Annotated in this window: 17 protein-coding genes and 1 pseudogene; 4 read left to right on the top strand and 14 right to left on the bottom strand. The window is 66.8% G+C overall.

All coding sequences use genetic code 11. The features are described 5' to 3' along the window. Nucleotides 1–7: 7 nt before the first annotated feature. Nucleotides 8–1,387 carry an IS607 family element RNA-guided endonuclease TnpB gene (gene tnpB / locus ACRDTL_RS02390; protein ID WP_431505120.1) on the bottom strand — a complete coding sequence of 460 codons (1,380 nt, stop codon included), beginning with the start codon at nucleotides 1,385–1,387 and terminating at the stop codon, nucleotides 8–10. Then, nucleotides 1,387–1,970, bottom strand: a pseudogene (locus ACRDTL_RS02395) (IS607 family transposase). The gene tnpB and the pseudogene ACRDTL_RS02395 overlap by 1 nt, the downstream one beginning before the upstream one ends. A 173-nt stretch (nucleotides 1,971–2,143) precedes the next feature. Between ACRDTL_RS02395 and ACRDTL_RS02400 the strand changes: the two are divergent. Both ACRDTL_RS02400 and stf0 read left to right on the top strand, forming a co-directional pair. Further along, nucleotides 2,144–3,511 (top strand): sulfatase family protein, encoded by a 1,368-nt coding sequence (locus ACRDTL_RS02400; RefSeq protein WP_431505145.1) that lies wholly within the window; start codon nucleotides 2,144–2,146, stop codon nucleotides 3,509–3,511. A gap of 35 nt (nucleotides 3,512–3,546) precedes the next feature. Further along, nucleotides 3,547–4,344, top strand: coding sequence for a trehalose 2-sulfotransferase (gene stf0, locus ACRDTL_RS02405; RefSeq protein ID WP_431505121.1), 798 nt, complete (start codon nucleotides 3,547–3,549; stop codon nucleotides 4,342–4,344). Nucleotides 4,345–4,346: 2 nt separating this feature from the next. Here stf0 and ACRDTL_RS02410 read toward each other — a convergent pair whose 3' ends face one another. Next, nucleotides 4,347–5,114 carry a trans-aconitate 2-methyltransferase gene (locus ACRDTL_RS02410; protein WP_431505122.1) on the bottom strand — a complete coding sequence of 256 codons (768 nt, stop codon included), beginning with the start codon at nucleotides 5,112–5,114 and terminating at the stop codon, nucleotides 4,347–4,349. Nucleotides 5,115–5,202: 88 nt separating this feature from the next. Here ACRDTL_RS02410 and ACRDTL_RS02415 point away from each other — a divergent pair, with 88 nt between their 5' ends. Further along, the gene (locus ACRDTL_RS02415; protein ID WP_431505123.1) at nucleotides 5,203–6,156 is read left to right on the top strand and encodes an amidohydrolase family protein; all 954 of its coding nucleotides are present in this window, start codon (nucleotides 5,203–5,205) and stop codon (nucleotides 6,154–6,156) included. Continuing rightward, nucleotides 6,131–7,327: an alpha/beta hydrolase family protein gene (locus ACRDTL_RS02420; protein WP_431505124.1), complete on the top strand. Its 1,197-nt coding sequence runs from the start codon at nucleotides 6,131–6,133 to the stop codon at nucleotides 7,325–7,327. The genes ACRDTL_RS02415 and ACRDTL_RS02420 overlap by 26 nt, the downstream gene beginning before the upstream one ends. A gap of 104 nt (nucleotides 7,328–7,431) precedes the next feature. On the opposite strand, the gene eccE is transcribed toward ACRDTL_RS02420, so the two are convergent. From eccE to eccA, 11 genes are read right to left on the bottom strand one after another with little or no spacing between them, the layout of a single operon-like run. After that, the gene (gene eccE, locus ACRDTL_RS02425; RefSeq protein WP_431505125.1) at nucleotides 7,432–8,415 is read right to left on the bottom strand and encodes a type VII secretion protein EccE; all 984 of its coding nucleotides are present in this window, start codon (nucleotides 8,413–8,415) and stop codon (nucleotides 7,432–7,434) included. Next, nucleotides 8,412–9,797 carry a type VII secretion-associated serine protease mycosin gene (gene mycP, locus ACRDTL_RS02430; RefSeq protein WP_431505126.1) on the bottom strand — a complete coding sequence of 462 codons (1,386 nt, stop codon included), beginning with the start codon at nucleotides 9,795–9,797 and terminating at the stop codon, nucleotides 8,412–8,414. Before mycP ends, eccE begins: the two co-directional genes overlap by 4 nt. Then, nucleotides 9,794–11,230: a type VII secretion integral membrane protein EccD gene (eccD, locus tag ACRDTL_RS02435; RefSeq protein ID WP_431505127.1), complete on the bottom strand. Its 1,437-nt coding sequence runs from the start codon at nucleotides 11,228–11,230 to the stop codon at nucleotides 9,794–9,796. Before eccD ends, mycP begins: the two co-directional genes overlap by 4 nt. Before the next feature lie 53 nt (nucleotides 11,231–11,283). Further along, nucleotides 11,284–12,156 (bottom strand): ESX secretion-associated protein EspG, encoded by an 873-nt coding sequence (locus tag ACRDTL_RS02440; RefSeq protein ID WP_431505128.1) that lies wholly within the window; start codon nucleotides 12,154–12,156, stop codon nucleotides 11,284–11,286. A gap of 17 nt (nucleotides 12,157–12,173) precedes the next feature. Further along, a complete protein-coding gene (locus ACRDTL_RS02445) occupies nucleotides 12,174–12,464 on the bottom strand; it encodes a WXG100 family type VII secretion target (protein ID WP_431505146.1) in 291 nt (96 codons plus the stop codon). Nucleotides 12,465–12,479: 15 nt separating this feature from the next. Then, the gene (locus ACRDTL_RS02450) at nucleotides 12,480–12,773 is read right to left on the bottom strand and encodes a type VII secretion protein EsxS (protein ID WP_431505147.1); all 294 of its coding nucleotides are present in this window, start codon (nucleotides 12,771–12,773) and stop codon (nucleotides 12,480–12,482) included. A 54-nt stretch (nucleotides 12,774–12,827) separates the two neighbouring features. Continuing rightward, the gene (locus tag ACRDTL_RS02455) at nucleotides 12,828–14,276 is read right to left on the bottom strand and encodes a PPE family protein (protein ID WP_431505129.1); all 1,449 of its coding nucleotides are present in this window, start codon (nucleotides 14,274–14,276) and stop codon (nucleotides 12,828–12,830) included. Nucleotides 14,277–14,279: 3 nt separating this feature from the next. Continuing rightward, nucleotides 14,280–14,588, bottom strand: a complete 309-nt coding sequence (locus tag ACRDTL_RS02460; RefSeq protein WP_431505130.1) for a PE family protein — start codon at nucleotides 14,586–14,588, stop codon at nucleotides 14,280–14,282. Between the two features lie 24 nt (nucleotides 14,589–14,612). After that, nucleotides 14,613–18,563 carry a type VII secretion protein EccCa gene (eccCa, locus tag ACRDTL_RS02465; protein ID WP_431505131.1) on the bottom strand — a complete coding sequence of 1,317 codons (3,951 nt, stop codon included), beginning with the start codon at nucleotides 18,561–18,563 and terminating at the stop codon, nucleotides 14,613–14,615. Continuing rightward, entirely contained in the window at nucleotides 18,560–20,161 is a 1,602-nt protein-coding gene (gene eccB, locus ACRDTL_RS02470; RefSeq protein ID WP_431505132.1) for a type VII secretion protein EccB, read from the bottom strand. The genes eccCa and eccB overlap by 4 nt, the downstream gene beginning before the upstream one ends. Next, entirely contained in the window at nucleotides 20,158–21,978 is a 1,821-nt protein-coding gene (eccA, locus tag ACRDTL_RS02475; RefSeq protein WP_431505148.1) for a type VII secretion AAA-ATPase EccA, read from the bottom strand. Before eccA ends, eccB begins: the two co-directional genes overlap by 4 nt. Nucleotides 21,979–22,053: the final 75 nt, after the last annotated feature.

The raw sequence follows: 22,053 nt of genomic DNA on the forward strand, positions 1-22,053 counted from the left end.
TTAGTGGTCACGCGACTTGCACCCCGTCTCGGGGTTGTTCGGCAGCCGGGTGGCTGCGTCTCTTCCGCGCTTCACAGCCACCTGCCCGGCTAAGCCGGGTCTTACGGTCGGCTCCACGCTTGACGGCGGCCCCAACTGGGCCGACGACGCTAGATGTGTCCTCGTAGCGTGCGAGGTTGATGGCAGCGCAGTCATCACGCTGATGCGATGACGAGCACCCATCGCATTGCCAGTGCTCGGCCCACCCGATGTTCTGAACGTGCCCACAGCGATGACACGTTTTGCTCGACGGAAACCAGCGGTCAGCGACCACCAGTTGTGATCCGTACCAGCCTGTCTTGTAGGACAGGTGTCGGCGCGGTGCGCCCAGTGCGGCATCGGACAGGCCGCGCCGACGAGCGCGAGCACCCGGTAAGCCTTTTTGCCGCAGCATCCCCGCCGTGTCCAATCCTTCGACAACGGTGCGGCCGTGAGTTTTGGCCAATCGTGTGGTCAGGACGTGGAGGTGGTGGGTACGGACATCGTTGACCCGGCGATGCAGCCGGGACATCTCTGTGGTGCGCTCACGATAGCGTCGTGAGCCCTTCGTACAGCGCGACCGGGCCCGGGAAACGTGCCGCAACTCGCGCAGCGCCGCGGCCAGTGGCCGCGGGTTCTCCACTTGCTCGATCACGACGCCGTCAGCGGTGGCGACGGTCGCCAGACGGCGCACACCCACATCGACGCCGACGCGAGAGTCAGGTAGCAAGACGTTAGGCCGGATAGGGCGTTGAACAAGCACTCGCACGCTCGCATCCAGCCGGGTACCGTTGCGCCGCACGCTGATTGCCAGCACCCGAGCTCGGCCTTTGGTGATGAGCCGTTCGATACGGCGCGTGTTCTCGTGGGTACGAACGGTCCCAATGACCGGCAGCGTCAGGTGGCGGCGATCAGGCTCGACGCGCATCGCCCCAGTTGTGAACGTCACCCGGTCCTGGTCCCGGCCCTTCTTCTTGAACCGAAGGAAACCGACCCGTTTGCCAGCGCGTGTACCAGCACGGGAGGTCTGCCAGTTCCAGTACGCGTCGACCGCGCCGGCGATGCCGTCGGCGTAGGCCTCTTTCGAGCACTCCGGCCACCACACCGCGCCGGTTTCGGCGTTGACACACACCTCGTCCTTGACGGTGTTCCAACGCTTCCGCAGCACCCGCAGCGACGGTTTCGTCGTCTCAACGCCGGTCTCACGCCACGTCTGGATATCAGCTTTCAGCGCAGCGACGGTCCAGTTGTAGGCCTTACGGCGAGCACCGAAATGCCGCGCCAACGCGCGGGCCTGGTCCTCAGTCGCATCCAGCGTGAACCGGAACGCTTGCACACACCGCCCGTCGGGCACCTCGAATCTGGTCATCAAGCTGCCTCCGCGCCATCGGTCGCAGCAGCAACAGCACGCTTGGCCCGGTTCTGCGCAACGCGTTTTCGGTAGAACCGAGCGCACATACGGGTGAGGATCTCTGTCATATCGCGCACGAGGTCATCGTCGACCTCGGCCGAGTCGACCACGACCAACTCGCGGCCCTGGGCAGCGAGTGCGGCTTGGACGTATTCGGAGCCGAACCGGCAGAACCGATCCCAGTGCTCCACCACGATCCGGCCCACCGACGGGTCGCGCAGCAACGCGAGGAACTTGCGGCGATGCCCATTCAACGCGGACCCGACCTCGGTCACGACCTTGTCGACCGGGATCTGTTCGGCCGTAGCCCACGCGGTCACCCGCGCCACCTGGCGATCCAGATCAGCTTTCTGGTCCGTTGAGGATACCCGCGCGTAAACCGCCGTCCGCCCCCGCGCCGAGCCGTCTCGGCTGCCGCATCGTTCACGAGGATCAGCCGACCTACTCGTTGCGCCGGAACGGGCAACAGCCCAGCGTGAAACCAGCGATACGCAGTGACCCGCGCAACGCCGTTGCACTCAGCCCACGCCGCCAGATTCATACACATGTTCCTACAGCACACGACCGACAACTAACGACCACTCAGAACGCAACAACTGACAACCCCGCCGTCGGTAAAGATCTTCACTGCCGATACCGTCGCCCAGTGGGCCAGCCAGGCCCAAGGAGGTGACGGCCATCAGCGACCGCGACGAAACGGACCGGCAACGCTCGGTGCAGCCGCAAAACGTACTGCTCGTGCATTGGCACGATCTGGGCCGCTACCTCGGTATCTACGACCACCCTGACGTATCCAGCCCCCGGCTGGACAAGTTGGCCGGCGAGGGCATCCTGTTCACCAGGGCGCATGCCACCGCGCCGCTGTGCTCGCCGTCGCGCGGATCACTGTTCACCGGCCGCTACCCGCAGAGCAACGGGCTGGTCGGCCTGGCCCATCACGGCTGGGAGTACCGTCCCGACGTCCGCACCCTCCCCCAGATTCTATCCGATGCAGGTTGGCACTCAACGCTTTTCGGTATGCAGCACGAGACATCCTACCCGTCGCGGCTGGGCTTCGATGAGTTCGAAGTGTCGAACTCCTACTGCGAGTACGTGGTCGAGCGGGCGCAGCAATGGTTGAACGACTACGACGGCGGCCGACCGTTCTTGTTGACAGCCGGGTTCTTCGAAACCCACCGGCCATATCCGCACGACCGCTACGAGCCGGCCGACACCGCTACGGTCGCTCCGCCGGATTATCTGCCCGACGTCGCCGAAGTCCGCCAGGACCTGGCTGACTTCTATGGAGCCATCGCAACCGCGGACGCGGCCGTCGGCCGGTTGCTGGACACGCTGGCCGCCACCGGGCATGACGGGGACACCTGGGTGGTGTTCCTCACCGATCACGGCCCGGCGTTCCCGCGGGCGAAATCGACGCTGTACGACGCGGGAACCGGGATCGCGATGATCGTCCGCCCGCCCGGCAAGATGGCGCTACCGCCCAAGGTTTACGACGAGTTGTTCAGCGGGGTGGATCTGGTGCCGACACTGCTGGGTCTCTTGGGCCTCGACGAGCCGGCCGACATCGAGGGCATCTCGCACGCCCAGGCGCTGCTGGCGCCCCACGCGCATACCGACCCGGTCCGGGATTGCGTATACACCGCGAAGACCTATCACGACGCCTTCGACCCGATACGGGCCATCCGCACCAAGGAATACAGCTACATCGAGAATTACGTGCACCGCCCACTGCTCGATCTGCCCTGGGACATCGAGGAAAGCCCCTCCGGGCATGCTGTTGCACCGCTGGTTACCGCGGCCCGGCCGGACCGCGAACTCTACGATCTGCGAGCCGATCCCAGCGAGACCGACAACCTGCTGGCCAGCGACGACACCGGCCGAGCCGATGCCGTCGCCGCCGATCTGGCTGTGCAATTGGATAATTGGCGTCAGCGGACCGGCGATGTCATACCGTCGGACTTCGCCGGCAGCCGCATCGCGGCCCGCTACACCGAAACGTACCTACAGATTCACGCCAAGGTACCGACCAGCCGCTCGGCGATCGCCGCCGAGCGCGGCGTCGAAAACGACGCGAAGAAATAAACCGATCAACCACTGATTGCCATTACGCTCACGTGGTGTCCGCTACGGCGTACCTGGTGTTAGCTTCGCAGCGCAGCGGCAGCACGCTGCTGGTGGAATCGTTACGCGCCACCGGATGTGCCGGCGAGCCTCAGGAGTTCTTTCAGTATCTGCCGACCACCGGCATGGCGCCGCAACCGCGGGAATGGTTTTCCGGAGTCGACGACGAGTCGATCCTGCGGCTCCTCGACCCGCTGCGGGTGGGGACACCGGACTCCGCGACGCCGGTGGCCCGCCGGGAGCACATCCGCAGTTCCGGTCGAACCCCCAACGGTGTTTGGGGCGGCAAGCTGATGTGGAACCAGACACCGCTGCTGCGGCAGTGGGCGGCGGGGCTACCGGACCGCTCCGGTGATGACTTGCGGTCGGCGATCCGGGATGTGATCGGCAGCGAACCGGTGTACGTGCACGTCTACCGGCCGGATGCGATCTCGCAGGCGGTGTCGTTTTGGCGAGCCTTGCAAACCCAGGTGTGGCGGGGCCGCCCGGACCCCGAACGCGATTCGCGGGCGGTATATCACGCCGACGCGATCGCCCACATCGTCACCATCCTTCGCGAGCAGGAGAACGGCTGGCGCAACTGGTTCGCGCAAGAGCACATTACGCCGATCGACGTCGCGTACCCGGTGCTGTGGCGCAATCTGGCCGCGATCGTCGGCACCGTGCTGGAAGCACTCGGCCTGGATCGGCGATTGGCGCCCGCGCCGGTGACCGAACGCCAGGCCGACCAGCGCTCCGATGAGTGGGTGGACCGCTACCGCGCGGAGGCACAGCAGCGCGGACTACCGCAGTAGCGTCACTCGCCCACCTGCGCGACGACGAACACCCGCCGGAACGGGAAGAACGTGGTCCCGTCCGGTCTGGCCGGGTAGGCGTCGGCCAGCAGCGGGATGAGCTCCTCGCGGAACTGCTGCCAACCCGCGTCATCGAGCCGGTCGCGCACCGCCAGGAGCGCGGTGCCGCTGATCCAGTCCAGCACCGGCTCCTCGCCGGTCAGCTGGTGCAGGTACGTGGTTTCCCAGGCGTCGACGGTGCAGCCGGCGTCGATCAGCTGCTCGGCATAATGCGCCGGTGTGTCGACCACGGTGCCCACCCGAAACGGTATGTCGCTCAGCTTCTTTGCGTAGGGTTCGCGACGGGCCACCGCGCGCACCGCGGCGTGCGAGGGAGTGTCGAATGCGCCGGGCACCTGAACACCGATCCACGCTCCGGCGGGCAGCTGACCGGCCCACCGCACCATCAGCTCGGCGTGCTCGGGCACCCAGTGCACCGCGGAGTTGCTGAGCACCACGTCGGTGTCGCGGCGCGGCGTCCAGGTCCGTAAGTCGCCGACGGCGGCCTCGACGCCGCGCTCGTGGGCGGCGGCGACCATCTCCGGTGAGCTGTCCAGGGCCTCGATCACCGCATCGGGCCACCGGCGTGCCAACTGCGCGGTCAGGTTTCCGGGCCCGCAGCCGAGGTCGACCACGCGGCGTGGCTGCTCCGCGCCGATCCGCGACAATAGGTCGGAAAACGGACGCGCGCGCTGATCGGCGAATGTCAGGTAGATGTCCGGATCCCACATGTTGGTCCTCCCATCAACAGGCTGCGAGCCGACTGGTATAGACAAACCGTATTACCGAAGGCATGCCGGACAAGTTCGAGGATGGTCGATGACCGACGACAACGCGCCCGCGGGCGACTTTGACGAGGTCGCCGCGGTCCGGCAGATCTGGTCCGCGCTCGGGTTGCCCGGCGTCATTGACGTGCACACCCATTTCATGCCGAAGCCGGTGATGGAGAAGGTGTGGAATTACTTCGATTCGGCCGGTCCGCTGGTCGGCCGCCACTGGCCGATCACTTACCGCGCAGAAGAATCCCGGCGGCTGCAGATCCTCCGGCAGTTCGGGGTACTCGGTTTCACCGCGCTGGTCTACCCGCATAAGCCGGGAATGGCGGCCTGGCTGAACCAGTGGGCGCTCGAGTTCGCCAGGTCCACGCCGGACTGCCTTGCCACCGCGACGTTTTATCCCGAACCCGACGCCGGCGAGTACGTCGAGGCGGCGATCCGCGACGAAACCCGAGTCTTCAAGGCGCACGTCCAGGTGGGTCGGTACGAGCCGAACGACCCACTGCTCGACCCGGTTTGGGGAACCCTCGAAGACGCCGCGGTGCCGGTGGTCATTCACTGCGGGTCCGGGCCTGTGCCCGGTGACTACACCGGGCCCGAGCCGATACGCCGCCTGCTGCGCCGGTTTCCGCGGCTGCGGTTGATCATCGCGCATCTCGGGATGCCGGAATACAGCGAGTTTCTCGACATCTGCGCGAGTTCGGCGCAAGTGCGGCTGGACACCACAATGGCTTTCACACCATTTGTCAACGAACTGATGCCGTTCCCATCGGCACAGCTACCCCGGCTGCGAGAGTTGGGAGACCGGATTCTGTTCGGCAGCGACTTCCCCAACATTCCCTACGGATACGCTGACGCGATGCGAGTACTCATCCGATTGCCCGGCATCGACGACGACTGGCTGCGTGGCGTGTTTTATCAGAATGCGGCTAGACTTTTCCACCCGACCGCATCAGAAAGGCGAGCCGACGATGACGTCCGACGCCAGCGGAGCTGATCCGCCGACTTCGCTGCCCGCTGTGCAGGGCGCCGACGCCGGTGCAGCCGGACTACCCGACCGATCGGCCCTGCCATGGCGGCAGCGCGCGATCGTCGACGCCTCGGCGATCAGCGATGTCGGGCTGCGGACGGCGGTCGCCACCATGTTGGCGGCGGCTATGACGCCGCCGGTACTGGCTACTGTCCTGCGCCGCAATGTATCCCACCGTGAGCGTGACAACCTGCGCTTCTATGCCGAGCTGGCTGCAGAACATGCGCCGGCGAAGTCATTTCCGGCGCCGACGAGTTTGCCGCGGGTGTCGTCACGACCGGCCAGTCCCATCGCGGAGTGGGTTGCGCACGGCAACGTCGAAAACATCGCATTCGCCAGCAGTTTCGAAGCGGTCAACCCCGCGATGCGCAGGCAGTGGCGGGCATTGCGGCACAACAACGTCGTACGGGCGCAGCATTGGCGACATGACGACGGCCCACGACCGACGCTGTGCGTAATCCACGGCTTCCTTGGATCGTCCTATCTGCTCAACGGGTTGTTCTTCACGCTGCCCTACTACTACCGGTCCGGGTACGACGTTCTGCTGTACACCTTGCCGTTCCATGGACGCCGAGCCGAAAAGTACTCGCCGTTCAGCGGTTACGGCTACTTCGCCCACGGGCTGACCGGATTCGCCGAGGCCACGGCCCAGGCCGTGCACGACTTCCGCTCGCTGCTCGACTACCTGCGCCACACCGGTGTTGAGCGGATCGCGTTGACCGGTATATCTCTCGGCGGCTATACGTCCGCGTTGATCGCCTCAGTCGACGACCGGCTCGAGGCCGTCATACCCAACTGTCCGGTCGTCACCCCGATTACGCTGTTCGACGAGTGGTTCCCCGCCAGCAAGCTCGTCGCACTGGGACTACGGTTGAGCGATATCAGCCGCGACGAGCTGGCCGTCGCGCTGTCCTATCACTGCCCGCTCAATCACCGGCCACTGCTGCCGCTGGACCGCAGGCTGATCATCACCGGCCTGGGCGATCGGTTCGCGCCGCCGAATCAGGCCGAAATGCTATGGCAGCATTGGGATCGCTGCGCGCTGCACTGGTTCCCCGGGAGTCACCTCATGCATATCAGCCAGCTCGAATACCTGCGTCGGATGACTCGTTTCCTACAGGGACTGATGTTCAGCTAGCTCGCAGTTACGAACCTCTTCCAAGCCGACTGTAACGGCGTGGCGGAAAATCTCGCAATTTTCCACCGTGGCGTTACGCTCGGAAGCTGTTGTGGGGACTTCGGCTAAACCGCGGCGTGCCGGGCCCTCGACTGACGCGCGGCCGCGCCGGGCCAGCGCAACCGCACCAACAGGTCGGCAGGCGCAGCGCTGTGCCCGTCGAGGCGCTGAGTGGACAGCGGATGCAAGGTCATCAGCGCCGGCCGGTGGTTTCCGGAGTGCGGCGCCAGCCCCGCCAGTGGGCCGCCCGATCGCGGCTTGGCGGCGGTGCGGAATGCGCACCCAACGGCCACGGTCTGGCCGGTGCCGTCGTCGGCGATCTCGAGTACGGTCCACGTTGCGCGTGCCGGGTACGACTCGATGGCCGCCAGTGTCTCGGACAATGCGGTATCGACTTTAACCCGGTATGCCGCAAGGTAATCGTCGGCTTCGTCGCGTATTGCCCGCCAGGTTTCCCGGGCAGGCCGGAGCTGAGGGAGGTCGTCGGGCCCGACGACGCTTGCCGCCCGTCCAGTCTCGCGGAGGTGGTCGGCGAGGCGGCGCACCGCTACCTCCGCGGTCTCGTGCAACGGGATTCGCGGAGCGCGGGCTCGCAGCGCCGGGAGATTGTCGAGAGCCGACACGGTCAACCCGATCCAGGTCTGCCGCTCGACCTCGGATTCGACGGCTCGGCTGGTGACGCGGAGAGCGTAGGCGTGGATGCCGTAGCGGTCCAGGTACTGCGCGATCAGCGGCAGCGGCAGCAGGTCGGACTCGGTCTCCGGCGGGGCGATGTGCAGCAGCGCCGTCGTGCGCACATCGATACCGGATTCGCGGGCCGGCCGCCGTCGGCGGTTGCGGCGCATTATCGCCACCCGGCGGCGCAGGATCGTCGTCACGAACAGTCCCCGCCACCAGGCCAACAGCACGATCACCACGGCCACGGCGATGCCGAGCACCCAGCGCTCCCGCACCGACTGCCACGGATAGGCCACGGCAGCCACCACGACCGCGAGCAGCACCACTATGAGCCGTCCGGTACGCGGTGATATCGCTTGGTGCGACCTCATGAGGTGAGCTCCTTTCGTCGGCGCGCGCGGATCGCGGCGGCGACCACAACGACCAGGATGAGGGCCGCGGTCCCACCGAACGCAACGATCTGCGGCGTACGGTCTTTCCGGGCCGGTTCCGGCGGTGCCGCGATCCGCTTCGTCAGTGCCGCATCAGTTTTGCCAGTGGCGGGTAGATCCCATGTCAGCGCGGCGACGGTATCCAGCGTGCCGGCGCCGACGACGTTGGACGGCGCCCGGGCGCCGTTGTGCGCGGTCGCGGTGATGCGATGCACTACCTGCTCGGCAGTCAACTCGGGATACTTGCTGCGCACCAACGCCGCAGCGCCCGACACATACCCGGCCGCATAGCTGGTGCCGCTCAACGGAATCAGTTGCTGACGTTCGTTGGGCAGCCCGTCGGCAAGGCCACCGTCGTCACGATTGCTCACCGACACAATGTTCTCACCCGGAGCGGCAATGCCCACCCAGGGGCCGGCCATGCTGAATTTCGACGGTTTGCTGTCCGGCGCCAGCGCAGCCACCGACAGCACGTAGGGCTGCCACCACGACGGAATCGACACCGACGTGACACCGGCCCAGTTGCGGGGATCGTTGGGATGGCTCAAATCCGTGAGCGGGTTGGACTCGCAGGCCGTCCCGCCGGCCACCGAACCGGTGGCCCCGCTGTTGCCCGCAGCGGCCACGATGAGCGCGTCTTTGTCGACGGCGGCGTAGCGGAGCGCCGCACCCAAGGCGGACTGGTCGACGCTCCGGTCGGCGGGCAGGCAGGTGACTGCCGAGATGTTGATCACCCGGGCGCCCAGATCGGCCGCGTGCACGATCGCGCGGGCCAGTGCTTCCACGTCGACGGACGCGCGGGCGAGTGTCGGGTCGCCGCCGGACATTCGGGGGGAGAACTTCCCGGAAGTCACCCGCAATGACAGCAGCCGCGCCGCCGGTGCAACCCCGGCGAACCCGTCGTCGCCGGGCTGACCGGCGATGATGCCGGCGACCAAGGTTCCGTGCCCGTCGCAGTCGGTCAGTCCGTCGGTCGATTCCACATAGTCGCCGCCCGGTTCCACACCGGGCAGCCGCGGTCCCGGCCGCACCCCGGTGTCGAGGACCGCCACCAACTGGCCGTCACCGCGGGAAAGCCGCCATGCCGCAGGCAGATCCATCACAAGTTGGTTGAGTGTGGGTACGCGGGGATCGGTGCCGGCGATGATTCCCGAGGTGCTGCACTCGCCGCTCGGCATCATCGGCTGCACCGGTCCCGGCGCACCGCTCGGCGGCACGGCTGCGGGATCGACCGTCGGCGGGCTGATCGCCGCGGTCGGCGAGGCGGCCCAGACGGCGGCCACCAAGATCGCGGCCAGACAAGCCAATCCGGCTCGAATCATCGATTGAGCACCCAGGCGAACAGCCCGACCAGGTACGCCATCACCGGAATCAGCGAGGCATCGAGGCCCGACGCGGCGAAACCCAGTAACCGGCGCAGCGGCAGCGAATAGCTGTCGGGGTCTACGATCGGCGGATTCAACGCCGCCACCACCCAGGCCAGCGCCAGCACGGCGAGTACCGGCATCGCGCTCAACGCCGCGACATAGCGTTCCGTCGCGGTGTAGAGCACCAACAACACACCGACCACCAGGTAGGGCTGAGCCAACAGCCAAGCCTTGCAGGCGGTCGAGTCCCACACCCGGGCCCGCAGTACAGAAGCCCCAGCGATAGCCCCCACCACGTACCAGCCCCAGGCCGAAAGCGTTTCCGGCCGTAACGCGATCGCCACCGAACCGAGCACGCTGAGCAACACCGCGGCCGCGATGAACCCGGCTTGGTGTGCGTCGCTGATCCGCACCCGGCGCGGCAGGTCCTCCAGCATCCGCAACGACGGCCCCGACGGGGTCGGGTCCCCCGGCGCGGGGATGACCGGCAGCGGGAACCGCGCCCACAACGCCGATAACTGGGGGGCCGCAACGGTGAACACCAATGCAGCCACGATCAGCACGCAGCCCAGAGTGAGCATCGGCAACTGCCAGAGCGACTTGGCGGCGGCCGCCGCCAGCACACCAGCTCCGACCACGGTTGCCCCGGTGAAGAATCCGACGGCGCGATCACGCTCGCCGCGGGCAAGGATGATACCGAGCAACGACCACGCCGTGACGCCGGCAGCACCCAGCATCAGCTGCGCTGCCCTGTTGCCGCCCGGTACAGCCAAGGTCAACGCGGCGGCGATCGGCACCAGCGCGGCGATCGAGAACGCCAGGCCAACCGGCGCGGAGCGGGCCGCCAAACCGGCCAGCGCGGTGAGTGCCGCGATCACGCCGACCGCAATCAGTCCGGTCGGCGCCCCGGTCACCACCCGGTAAGTGACCGCCAAACCGGTTGCCGCGAAAACTAATCCGATGACCGCTGCCACCGCCCCGCGCTGGATGTGCGCGACCCCCCACTGTTTCAACCTGGACGCCGAGAAGATCACCGCGGCGTCGGCGATGTCCTCGACGATGCCGGGCGCAGCCGGACCAGCGGGTACGGGCTGCAAGGCGAGCAAGTCGCCGTCGACAACGCCGACGGTGTCCAGGCAGGCGTCCAGGCTGAACGGCGCTCCGCCGATCGGCGCAAGGGACAGCCGCACCGGGGTCGCGGTGGTGTCGGCCGTGCCGTCGTTTTCGGCCGCGGTGTCCGCCCCGTCGTCGCGGGCGACTGGAACCACCAATCGTTGAACCGCGGGCAGTATTTCGCGCAGCGGCAGTCCGGCGGGCAGAGCCATCTCGGTCAGCCGGCTGTCCGCGAGGATGGCAACCCGGACGATCGGCATGACGGCGCTGGACATCACCGGGTCCTCAGACGTATGGACATGGGTTCACTTTCTCTTCGGGGCCAGTGCTAGTTGGTCTGGGCACTGAAATCGGCACTGAAATCTCGGAACAACCGTGTTCCCGGGAACCATTGGCCGTCGGGCAGGGCCGCGGTCAGCTGGTCGATTGCGACGGCGATCGCGAACGGAGTGCCCGGGGTGAACGTGGATACCCATTCACCGTCGAAGGCGCGGGACGGGCTGACCAGCACCCGGCCTGCGATGGTGTCCACGATGCTCATCCCGACTTCGGTGGTGGCGTGTTGCCCATCGTTGCGGCAGCCCGCGACGACCTCCACGTAGCTGCGCGGACCGGTGAACACCGACTCAACCACCAGCCGAGCCGATTGTGGAATCCCAAGGTAGTCAAGGATTTCGCTGACCGGCGTACCGGCGCGCAGCCGTTCGTCGGCCCTGGTGCCGACCCGGGCGGGCATGCTGAACTCGTCGAATCGCGCCGGTGGTCGACCTGCCAGCCCGACGCCGAGCACCGGAACCAGCGCTCGCGGGTCGTCGATATCCATCGATGTCAACGTCACCAACTGCGCGTTACGCAGCGCGACGACGGTTTGGTCGCCGCGCCGCGCCACGATGCCGCGGAGTAGTTCGGCGGTGCCGGCGGCCTGCACGGGTCCCACGTAGCGCAAGTCCAGCCATCGGTCCGGGAAACACACCACCCGCACCCAGTCGGCGACCGCCGAGTTGATCGTGCCGTCGGCAGACATCAGGCCCATCCTGGTCAGCTCGGCGGTCTGCTGATCGACGAATGCGCCGCGTTGCCGAGCGTCGGTGTAGGGCGTGGTGATCGCCAATACCCACGGGAATGTCCCCGCGCCAATGGTTTCGGCGATAAACCACGCCTGCTCGACGGTCAGCTCAATGGCATTAGGCTCGGCGCCCATCTACGTGGTCGCGGTGGTTAGCCGCCCCATTTGGCGGCTTCGGCTTGGTCGCGGGCCAGCATCGACACCGTGTTGGCCTCATGGGTGCGCGCCATCGCGTGATAGGCACGCACCAGATCGCTCATTGCCTGATTCCACTGCGTCTGCCAGGCCTGATAGGTCATCCCGGTATCACCCTGCCAAGCCCCCGACAGCGCCGCCTGCTCACTGGCGATATCGGCGCCCAACCCCTGCATGGTCGCGGCATACCCCGACATATCCCCGGCATGCGCCAGCATCGCCGGGTAGTTGTACATAATCTGCGACATCATCAATCCCTTCGTTTAGAACCCGGTGTAACCGGACGCGGCGGCCGCATCGGCAGCCACATACGTGCCCGCCGCATCGCCCAAATTCAGCTGAGCGATATCGAGCAACGTGTTGATCTTCGCGGCCACCTCCACGAACCGGGCATGGGCAGCCTGAAACGCCGCCGCAGACTCCCCCACATGAAAGGCCTGCGCCGAAACCGCCTCCTGCTCAGCCTGACTGATCGTCGACCGCAACAACCCCGCCTTAGCCCCAAACGCCGACTGCGACGCCACCAACTGCGCAATATGCGCGTCCAACATACTCATTGCCATCCCTTTCTCATCTCGCGACCGATTGCTCGATTCCTCTGATCCCGCCGTTTACTCCCCGGCACCCGCCTCCCCTCCGTCGTCATCACTCCACGTGCCCGGCACCATCGGTTCCGCCGGTCCCCCACCGAACTCATCGCCGCCCAGCGTGGTCAGCCCGGCGGCCTCGACGGCTTCGCTGCGTACTGTGCCCGCGAACCCCAATGGCCCCGCACCTCGCTCCGAGGTCACCGTGGACGCGCCTGGCTCATCACCCGCCGGTGCGCCCCAGTCCGGGTCGACCTCGACGTTCATATCAGCGAACTCGTCACCGTAATCGTGTAGGGCCGCCCGCCGACGCCGCCGTGTCCGCGCCTTCTCCCGACTCGACACCCCCACCGCAGCCGCGGCGGGAATATGCGAAGCCGGTGCCTTGGCCCCACGACGATCAATCAATGTAGGCCCCGGCCCTTCGTCTGAACCGATAGCCCCCACCGCGTAGGCGAAACCTGCCGTCGCGGGTGCCGCGGGCGCGGCACCGGTCGCGGCAGCTCCCCCGGTTGCGGGCGCGGTGGGCGCCGCCGGCGCGGCGACATTCGGGGCCAGTCCGGCGGCCGGCCATCCGCTGGACTGTTCGGGGGCGGTGGCCGCCACGGCTACCGGGGCCCCGATGGCGTCGGGTACGGCGACCGGCTCGACCGGTGTGGCCAAGGGCGGCGCCGCGGCGATGCCGAGCGGTAACGCGAGCGACAACGCCAAAAGCATGGGACCGTACGTGGCGATGGGCGAGAACACCTCATAGCTGACGAAGAACAGGAGCCCCACCGGATTCAACAGTAAAAAGCCGAGTATGTCGCCGAAGAATCTCAGCAGTTCCGACAGCAGGTCGGACTGGTTTTGCGACGAGCCGGATTGGGCCGCCTGGGCGTGCGCCATGGTCTGCGCGGCGGTGGCCGAGGTATTACCGGCCTCGCCCACGCCGGGTTTGGTGAGCAGCGGCGCCGGCACGGTGCGCGGTGCGGACGCCAACGCCGTTCCGGAAATCACCTGGTAGGTGGCCATCGTGGTGGCCGCCTGGGTCCACATCCGCGCATAGTCGGCCTCGTTGACGGCAATCGGAATCGTGTTGATCCCAAAGAAATTCGTTGCCATCAGCACCGCGTGAATGGTGTGGTTGGCGGCCAACTCGGCCAACGTCGGCATTGCGGCCAACGCGGTGGTGTAGGCCGCCGCCGCGGTCTCGTGCTGGGCCGCGACTCCGGCGCTGTTCGCGCTGGCCTGGGTCAGCCACGCCAGGTACGGCACGTGGGCGGCCACGTAGCGCTCCGCGCTCGGGCCCTCCCAGGTTTCGGCCTGCACTGCGCCGAGCAAGGTGGTGAGTTCTCCTGCTGCCGAGGCATATTCGGTGCTCAATGACGTCCACGCCGCTGCGGCTGCCTGCAGCGGTCCCGGTCCCGGGCCACTGCTCAGCAACGCCGAATGCAGCTCCGGCGGTGCGGCCATCCAGATCGGCGCGGTCATTTCTCAGCCGCCGGCAACCAGGTACGACGACGCCGCGGCAGCATCACCGGTGGCGTAACTGATGCCGGATTCGCCAACTCCGATTCCGGACCGGCCCAGTTCTTCGACACCTTCGGCGGCCATTGCGGCGTGCTCGTTGCCCTGGGCGCTGAACCCGACCGCGGTCTGCAGCGACACCGGATCAATCGCCGGCGGCACGACCGCCGTGATCAATGGGGCTGCGCCCGCATGCGCGGCCGCCAGGCGGGCCGTGATCCCTTCCACCGCAGCGCTGGTCGCGGCCAGGCCTTCGGGAACAACTCGCAGCGTCATGACAGATACTCCTTTCGCTGAACCTCATCGACCATCGACGGTCACACCTTCGTCGACGAGGGGGTTGACCAATTGCACGTACGTCGGACCATCGCTGTCGTCCAACAAGACCGCCCGCCCGGGCGGCAGCCGATCGAATCGCTGGCCGCGGATCTTGCCGCCGTCGACCGGATTGCCCGACAGCATCAACATGGTCGCCTGCAGGTCGTTGAACCGGCGCAGCAGCGGGTTGGTCATCAGCCCGTGCGCCGACCCGCTGGCACGTGCCGTGACGATCACCCGCAGGCCCAGATCACCGGCCTGCCCCAACAACCCGATCAGCGGGGACCATGGTCGCTGTCCGACGAAGGGACCGGTCATCGCCGGAGTATCCGGGATCTGATCGACGTCGTCGATGATCAGGTAGTGGGTGTGGCCGGTGTATGACCATCCGGAAAGTTCGGACACCGACAGGCCGGCCGGCGGTTGCCGCTTCTCGATCAGTGCGGACAGGCCGAGCATCGCCGGGATCACGCGGTCGACGTTCGCGGTGTATTCGTTGTCGGCGAACAGCGGCTCGTCGACGAGGTGTAGCCGCCGGTCCAGCACGGTGAACGCCACGCGCTCGGGGCTGGAGTTGTCCCGGATAGTGCGGATGATGTGGCGCAGCAACGTCGTCTTACCGGACTTGCCGTCACCGAGCACCATCAGCAACGGGTTGGCGGCCAAGTTGAGTTCGACTGCCGCCAAGTCCTCTTCGCGCTGCCCGATGACGACCCGGTCGGGGCCCCGGTACAGGGTGCCGACCGCTGCCGCTGCAAGGTTGGCGGGCAGCAACCGCACCGGCGGCGCGGTCACGCCGGCATGCCGGGCGTTGATCGCCGCCACCTGGTTCAGGTCGGGCTTCGCGAACAGAAAGTGCTCGGCGGCCATGGTGAGTCCACGACCGGGCTGGTCCGCCGGCACGGCCTCGGCCGGGCGCCGCAGCGCGCCGATCAGCCGCACATTGCTGTCGCGGGCGTCGTGCAGCTTGAGCTCCAATCGCAGCCCGAGGCCGTCCCGCATCGCCAGTGGCACCTCCAGCCAGCTCGGGGTGGTGATGATCACGTGGATGCCGTAGGCCAGTCCGATGTTGACAAGTTCGGTGACCTTGGCCAACAACGGGTTTCGGGTGTTGAACTGATCGGTGTTGTCCCGGCTGAAGGCATACAGATTATCGATGACCAAAAACACCTCACCGAACCCGTCATCGGACAGTTGCCGGTCCCGGAACACCTCACGCTGCTGACGCGACCGCAACAGCTGCTCGAGCTCGCCGAAGGTGCGACGGATGCGTTCCGGTTCCAGCGGCGTGGCCACGCTGCCGACATGGGCCAGATCTTCGGTTGCCCGCAGCTGTCCGCCACCGTAGTCCAGGCAGTAGAAACTAACCTCACGGGGTGAGTGCAGGCTGGCTGCTGACAGGATAAACGCTTGCAGCGCCGACGATTTACCGGACTTGGTACCGCCGTGGATTACCATGTTGCCGGCTGCCGACCGAGCATCGAACACCAGCTGATCGCGCCGCATCTCGAAAGGCTTGTCGATTTCACCAAGCGGCCAGCGCCGCTGCTGTTGGGGGATCGCGGCGCGTGCCAGCACCGCAGCCAGCGGGATCGGCTCGTCAAGCGGCGGCAGCCACAGTTCCGGGGCGTGCGGACCGTAGGAGGCCAACTGGTCACCAACCGTGGCGACCAGTTTGCGTGGCGGACCGGCCGGTTCGTCTTCGTCACTGTCGGCGACGATGGTGTTCTGATCAGGCTCCACCCACCCGGCACTGAACAGCTTCGGCTCGGGGACCGACTGCACCACAAGTGTTTTGGCTGAGCGTGGCGGATCGTAGATGCCGTCGACATAGGTGCTACGGAACTTGATCGGCGCCGCACCCGGGGCCGGCACCAGAAAGCCCACGCCCTTGTGTTCTTTACCGGACTCGATGTGATAGGCGTCTTCTACACCGATGATCTGGCGGGAAACCGCGGGACTGGCCACCTTCAGACCGATTCGGTAGGAGGTGTTCTTGTCGATGTCCTTGATCTTTCCAACGTCCAGCGTCTGGGACGCGAACAAGATGTGGATGCGGAACGAGCGGCCTTTACGGGCAACGTAGTCGAACAGCTCCGCGTATTCCGGGTGATCGGCCAGCATCAGAGTGAACTCGTCGGCAACCACGAACAGCGTCGGGATCGGCGCCAGGTCATGTCCGGCTGCGATCGCGTTCTCGTATTCGGTCACCGAGTTGAACGCGCTGCCCTGGACCCGGCGGCCGGCCTCACGCAGCAGCACCTCGCGACGGGCCACCTCGCCGCGTAACGTATCGGCGAACCGGTCCGCCAGCGACTTCTTCTCGGCCATGTTCGAGATCACCGCGACGACCTGCGGGAAGTGCCGGAAGCTGTCGGCGCCGGCCTCACCCTTGAAGTCGGCGTAGATTACGATCAGCCGGTCAGCGGAGTGGGTTGTCAACAGCGACAACAGCATCGACATCAGGGTCTGCGACTTGCCGGAGCCCGTCATACCGATCATCAGGCCGTGCGGGCCCATCCCGCCCTCGGCTTCGTCCTTGAGGTCGAAGACCAGCGGCTCGCCGGTTGCGGTGACCCCGATCGGGACTCGCAATTCGTCGTCGCGGCGTCGCGTCGCCCACAGTGTCGGCACGTCGAGTTGAGACGCATCCCGGATACCCAGCAAGGTAGTGAAAGTGGCACCGCGAATGGCTGCCGACTGCAACCCGCTGTGCGTCGGGTCGGAGTCCCAGCGGGACAGCCGCCTCGCGAGGTGGGCGGCGTCGTCGGCCCCGAACTGGTCGGCGGTGTCGATGTACCGCTGCCATCCGCCGGTCTGCCAGCGGTCGATGGCGCCGTCAGCGATGCGCAGGATCGGTCGTTCCGGATCCGAATACTGTTCGCGGTGCGGCGGCGTGGTCGAACGCTGCACGACGGTGACTCCCGCGCGGCCCACGGCCAGCGGCGAGGCGGCCAGGTCGTAGTCCGGGTCGTCAACGAGAACCAGCAAGTGCCGCAGCGCGTCGGCCGGCCCGCCGGTGAATGCCGGGCGATCGGCCAGCGCCGGGCCGAGTAACGAGGCCAGTTCGTCGGGGTTGGTGGTCAGGTAGCGGGCCGGGCCGACCCCGTCGAGCCGGCCGGGAATATCGGCATGCGGCAACCACTTCAGCCATGACCACTGCGGTGCCTCCAGCCCGGGTGCGGCCGTCGCGACGCCGAGCACCGTCGGGTCGTGCCAGGTGGTTGCCTGAGCGATCCAGGCGCGCAGCGCAGCGCGTACCTCGTCGGGTTCGCCGAGCACGGTGATGCGCGACACCTTGGTCAAATCGATACCGGTCGGCACCTCGCGCACGGTGCGCTGGGTCTCCAGTAAGCTGCGTAATGCGCTGTGTGACACCGGCTCCAGATCGATTTCGTCAGCGGTGTCGCTGACACGCAACGCGGCGTCCAATGCGGCCGAATGCAGCCCGGCTCGCACCACCAGGAAGTCGGCGTCGTGCGGGTCACGCTCCCACTGTCGCCGCGAGCCCGGTATCGCGGCAAGGTCGGCCGGCGCCGGATGCGACCATTGCGCGGTGGCGCGTTGGCTGGCCGCCTGCGCCCGGATGTTGTCCCGCACCACCGACAGGTAACGCAGGTAGTCCGCCCGTTCGGCATCGACCTCCACGGTGCGGGCTTTCTTGTCGCCGCCGCCGCGGTAAAGCCCGGTGGCAGCCAACAGGATGACGAACGGGAAAAACAGCATCATCGGTGAGAACAGCCGCACGCCGGCGGCAACGATCGCGATGATCATGCCGACGATCAGCAAGACGATCACGATGGGCAGTGCACGCTGCATAAACGACGGCGGAATCACCCGGGGCAGCTCGGGGGGCGCTTCGATGGTGATGGTGCCCTTGCGCGTCCCCGGCGACGGCAGCCGGCGACGCGTTTCGAAGATCAGTCGGCTCATCGGGTCTCTCCCCCGCTAGCGGGTGCTACCCCTAGGGCTGAGGGTGCGCGACCGGGCCGGGTGTCGGGCGCCAGGCCATCGTGGGCAAGCAGCGCATCGGCGCGCGACAGCGTCGGACCGGGCGCGAACAGCGACAGCATCGACCACGGAACTGGAGTGGGAGGTGGGTTCAGGCCAAGGGCCTCAACGCTTTTGCCGTGCCCGGTGGTGTCCGCTTCGTTATCTATGCCGTAGCGCACGCCGGTGTCGGCGATCCAGAACAGCGAACCGGCGGTCGGCGATGTCGCAGTTTGGCCGACGGTCTGAGTGAAATAGCCGGTGCCGGGCGGCAGTGCGACGCGGGTCGCCACGCCGCCGACACCCGCCCCGACCAGATCTTCGGTGTGTACGCCATCGGACACCGGAAGTGCCGAGCCGGACAGCAGAGTCAGTGAGCTGATGGCTGCCCCGTTCGGTTTGCTCCAGAGCGCGCAGGTGACCGGATTGCGGCCGGCGTCGATGAGGCTGATCCGCCGCTCGGGATAGCGGCCGGTGTCCAGGGACCGTGACACCGGCAGCCGGGCGATCTGATCGGCGGCCAGCCGCGGCGGCTGCTCGAAACCGTGGGAATCGGCATTGCGCAGTATCGCGGCGAGCACCGGCGAGATCGGTTGCAGGCCATCGGGCAGCACCGCGTAGTACAGCATGGTGTCAGCGGTGTTTTCGGCTAACGCGTGCGCCACGACCACAGTTCCAACCGGCGCGGACAGCGGCAGGCTGAATTTCGGCGGGTCGCCCGCGCCGGGAATGGTCGGAACAGTCAACGCCGGCGCTTCGGGAATCGCGTTGAACAGGCCTGCGGCGATCGGCCGCGTTGCGGGCACCTCGCTACCGAAGCCCAGCGCGCTGGTCACGGCCCGGTCGGCCAGGTCGATCCGGCTGCGCTTGCCGTCCCACAGCAGCCACCTGCTCTTGCCGTCGTCGACCAGCACCGCGTCCTGGTGGCCCAGCGGCGCGGCTCGCACGCCGCTGCTGTCGGGCCGGCCCGCGATTACCGTGACGCCGACCGCAAGGCCGGCTGCGGCGTCGCATACCGTCCAGTCGGCGTCCTTGGCGGTGCTCTGCATCATCCGCTGCGGCGCGCCCGGGATGCCGATCAGGTTGCCGCGCGGAAACTGGTCCAGCTCACTGCTTCTGACTGTGGTCGGGTTAACCGGTCGGCCGACGATCAGCCGGGCCGAGGTCAAGTTGAGCACCGGGTGCAGCTGCTCGCCCACCCGCACGTACAGCGCGGCGGTGGACCGGTCGGCCAGCACGGCGTTATTGGCCACCGACGCGTTGGGCCGGATCAGCGAGAACACGAAACAGCCCACCAGTGCGGTAATCACGATCAGCGCGCCCATCAACAGTGCGCGGGTCTGGGTGCGCAACGGCTCGACGAGCATCCGGGTGTCATGCAGCGCCACCCCCGAGGCGATCCGGCGCATTACGAACCGCCAGCCGCTGACCTGGTGACGGGTGACGAAACCGCGGCGATAGACGACCTTGTCGGGATTATCGTTGACCGGGGTGCGGGAGGCGAACGAGCGCCGTTCGTCGTCCGGCTCATTACCGGTCATGCCGGGACCTCCAGCCCGAGACCACTCAGCAGCGGCTCCACAGTGTTGACGACATCACCGGCGGTGATCGTGATCAACTCGTCGTCGGTGAACTCACCGGTGCCGGCCTGCTCGGAGTGATCCAACCGGAATTCGCGTTCCTCCTCGGACTTTTCCACGAGGTTGCGGACGAACCGGCCGTTGCCCGCGATATCCAGGCAGCGCCGCGAAACGCCATTGAAGTCGGGCTTCGATGTTGCGGCCAAGTGCCCGAACAACCCCTCCATATCATCGAGGGCCGCTTGTTCGAAGGCGCTGTCGCGTTGCTCGGCCATCTTGTGGGCAATCTCGACCAATTCCGCCGGTGTGTAGGACGGGAAGTCGATGCTGCGGGTGAAACGCGAGCGCAGGCCTTCGTTGGTGTCGAGGAACTTGTCGAGGTCGGCGCGGTAGCCGGCGACGATGACCACCAACCTGTCGCGGTCGTTTTCCATCCGGGCCAGCAACGTGTCGATGGCTACCAGACCGAAGTCGTTCTTGGCGCCGGTGGCCACCAACGCGTACGCCTCGTCGAGGAACAGCACCCCGTCCAGGGCGCTGTCGATGATCGCATTGGTTTTGGCCTCGGTCTCGCCGATGTGCTGGCCGATGAGGTCGGCGCGGTGCACCTCTTTGATGTTTTCCTTCTTCAAAAGGCCCAGACCGCAATAGATTTTGGCGACCACCCGGGCAATGGTGGTCTTGCCCGTCCCCGGCGGCCCGGTGAAGACCAAGTGGTGGGTGCGTTGCGCGACCGTCAGCCCGCGCTGCTTGCGCACCAATTCCATGGCCACCGAGCTCTTCAGCCGCGCCACCTGGTTTTTGACCTGGTCCAGACCGATGAACTCGGCCAGCTGACGTTCGGCCTCGGTGAGCAGCATCGCCTTACGCTCACGCGCCTCGGGATCGACGAAGTCCTCAGCGCTGGGTTCGGACTCCGGATCCCAGGGATCGGTGCGGGCTTCGATGCGGGCCGAGGTGGTGGTGACGATCCCGAAGCTGGAGTCCGTCAGCGCATGCTCGACTTGCTCGTTCTCGGGATTGGCCGCGTAGAGATCCTGCAGGACCTCACCGGCGCTGTCCTCGTCGACGTGCGCGCGCAGCACCAGCGCTTTGGCCAGTGCGCCGTCGACCGCGGCGACCGCGATCGGCCCCTCCGGCTCCTCGAGGTACGACAACGCCGGCGCGAACATGCCCAGCCGGGCCAGCGCGATGCCCAGGGTGATCTTCGCGGCGTGCGCGTAGAGGACGTCGAGGCCGGAATCGTTGACGATCGGGGTCAGCAGCTTGACGACATCCGACCAGCGCTGGCTGCGGTACTGGATCGCGGCCGCAACCCAGCGGGCATCCCGCCAGCCCGGCCGGCGCCCAATGATGTCGGAGACCAGTTGATATGCGTCGGCGTAGCGCCGCTCGGCGGCCAGTGCCGCGGCATACGCGAGGTGGAAATCGTCGGGCTCGGTAGCCCGGAATCGTAGATACAGTCCGGTGTCGTAGTGGAAACCCAGGGCGCCGGGTGCCAGCTCCACGTGGCGCTGCAGCACGCCGGCGGTGGCCGCGTTGCGCCAAACCGCTTCCAGCACAACGGCGGATACGTCACCGGCGGCAGCCAGCCCGGTCCAGGCATCGCACTGATCGTGCGCGATACGGGTGAGCGCGGCGAATCCGGATTGAGCGGCGGCCAGGTCTGCCGGGCGTCGTCGCTCGTAGACCGTCAGACCGAGCGCCCGGCAGCAGGTGGCGAATCGGCTGACGACGTCGTCGTCCACCCGCGGGGTGACGCGCCGTGTCACGAGCATGTCGGCATCAGCGCTGTCCACGCGCCCAGTCTCCTCTTCTTGTTAGTGCTACCTAACTTGGCTGAAGTTAGCATT

The organism is Mycobacterium sp. (genome assembly GCF_050700595.1).
Classification (GTDB): Bacteria; Actinomycetota; Actinomycetes; order Mycobacteriales; family Mycobacteriaceae; genus Mycobacterium.

Coding starts and splice junctions, on each gene's coding strand:
- tnpB (WP_431505120.1), bottom strand. CDS start 1,387: ATGACCAGATTCGAGGTGCCCGACGGGCGGTGTGTGCAAGCGTTCCGG.
- ACRDTL_RS02410 (WP_431505122.1), bottom strand. CDS start 5,114: ATGTGGGATCCGGACATCTACCTGACATTCGCCGATCAGCGCGCGCGT.
- ACRDTL_RS02415 (WP_431505123.1), top strand. CDS start 5,203: ATGACCGACGACAACGCGCCCGCGGGCGACTTTGACGAGGTCGCCGCG.
- ACRDTL_RS02420 (WP_431505124.1), top strand. CDS start 6,131: ATGACGTCCGACGCCAGCGGAGCTGATCCGCCGACTTCGCTGCCCGCT.
- eccE (WP_431505125.1), bottom strand. CDS start 8,415: ATGAGGTCGCACCAAGCGATATCACCGCGTACCGGACGGCTCATAGTG.
- mycP (WP_431505126.1), bottom strand. CDS start 9,797: ATGATTCGAGCCGGATTGGCTTGTCTGGCCGCGATCTTGGTGGCCGCC.
- eccD (WP_431505127.1), bottom strand. CDS start 11,230: ATGTCCAGCGCCGTCATGCCGATCGTCCGGGTTGCCATCCTCGCGGAC.
- ACRDTL_RS02440 (WP_431505128.1), bottom strand. CDS start 12,156: ATGGGCGCCGAGCCTAATGCCATTGAGCTGACCGTCGAGCAGGCGTGG.
- ACRDTL_RS02445 (WP_431505146.1), bottom strand. CDS start 12,464: ATGTCGCAGATTATGTACAACTACCCGGCGATGCTGGCGCATGCCGGG.
- ACRDTL_RS02450 (WP_431505147.1), bottom strand. CDS start 12,773: ATGAGTATGTTGGACGCGCATATTGCGCAGTTGGTGGCGTCGCAGTCG.
- ACRDTL_RS02455 (WP_431505129.1), bottom strand. CDS start 14,276: ATGACCGCGCCGATCTGGATGGCCGCACCGCCGGAGCTGCATTCGGCG.
- ACRDTL_RS02460 (WP_431505130.1), bottom strand. CDS start 14,588: ATGACGCTGCGAGTTGTTCCCGAAGGCCTGGCCGCGACCAGCGCTGCG.
- eccCa (WP_431505131.1), bottom strand. CDS start 18,563: ATGAGCCGACTGATCTTCGAAACGCGTCGCCGGCTGCCGTCGCCGGGG.
- eccB (WP_431505132.1), bottom strand. CDS start 20,161: ATGACCGGTAATGAGCCGGACGACGAACGGCGCTCGTTCGCCTCCCGC.
- eccA (WP_431505148.1), bottom strand. CDS start 21,978: ATGCTCGTGACACGGCGCGTCACCCCGCGGGTGGACGACGACGTCGTC.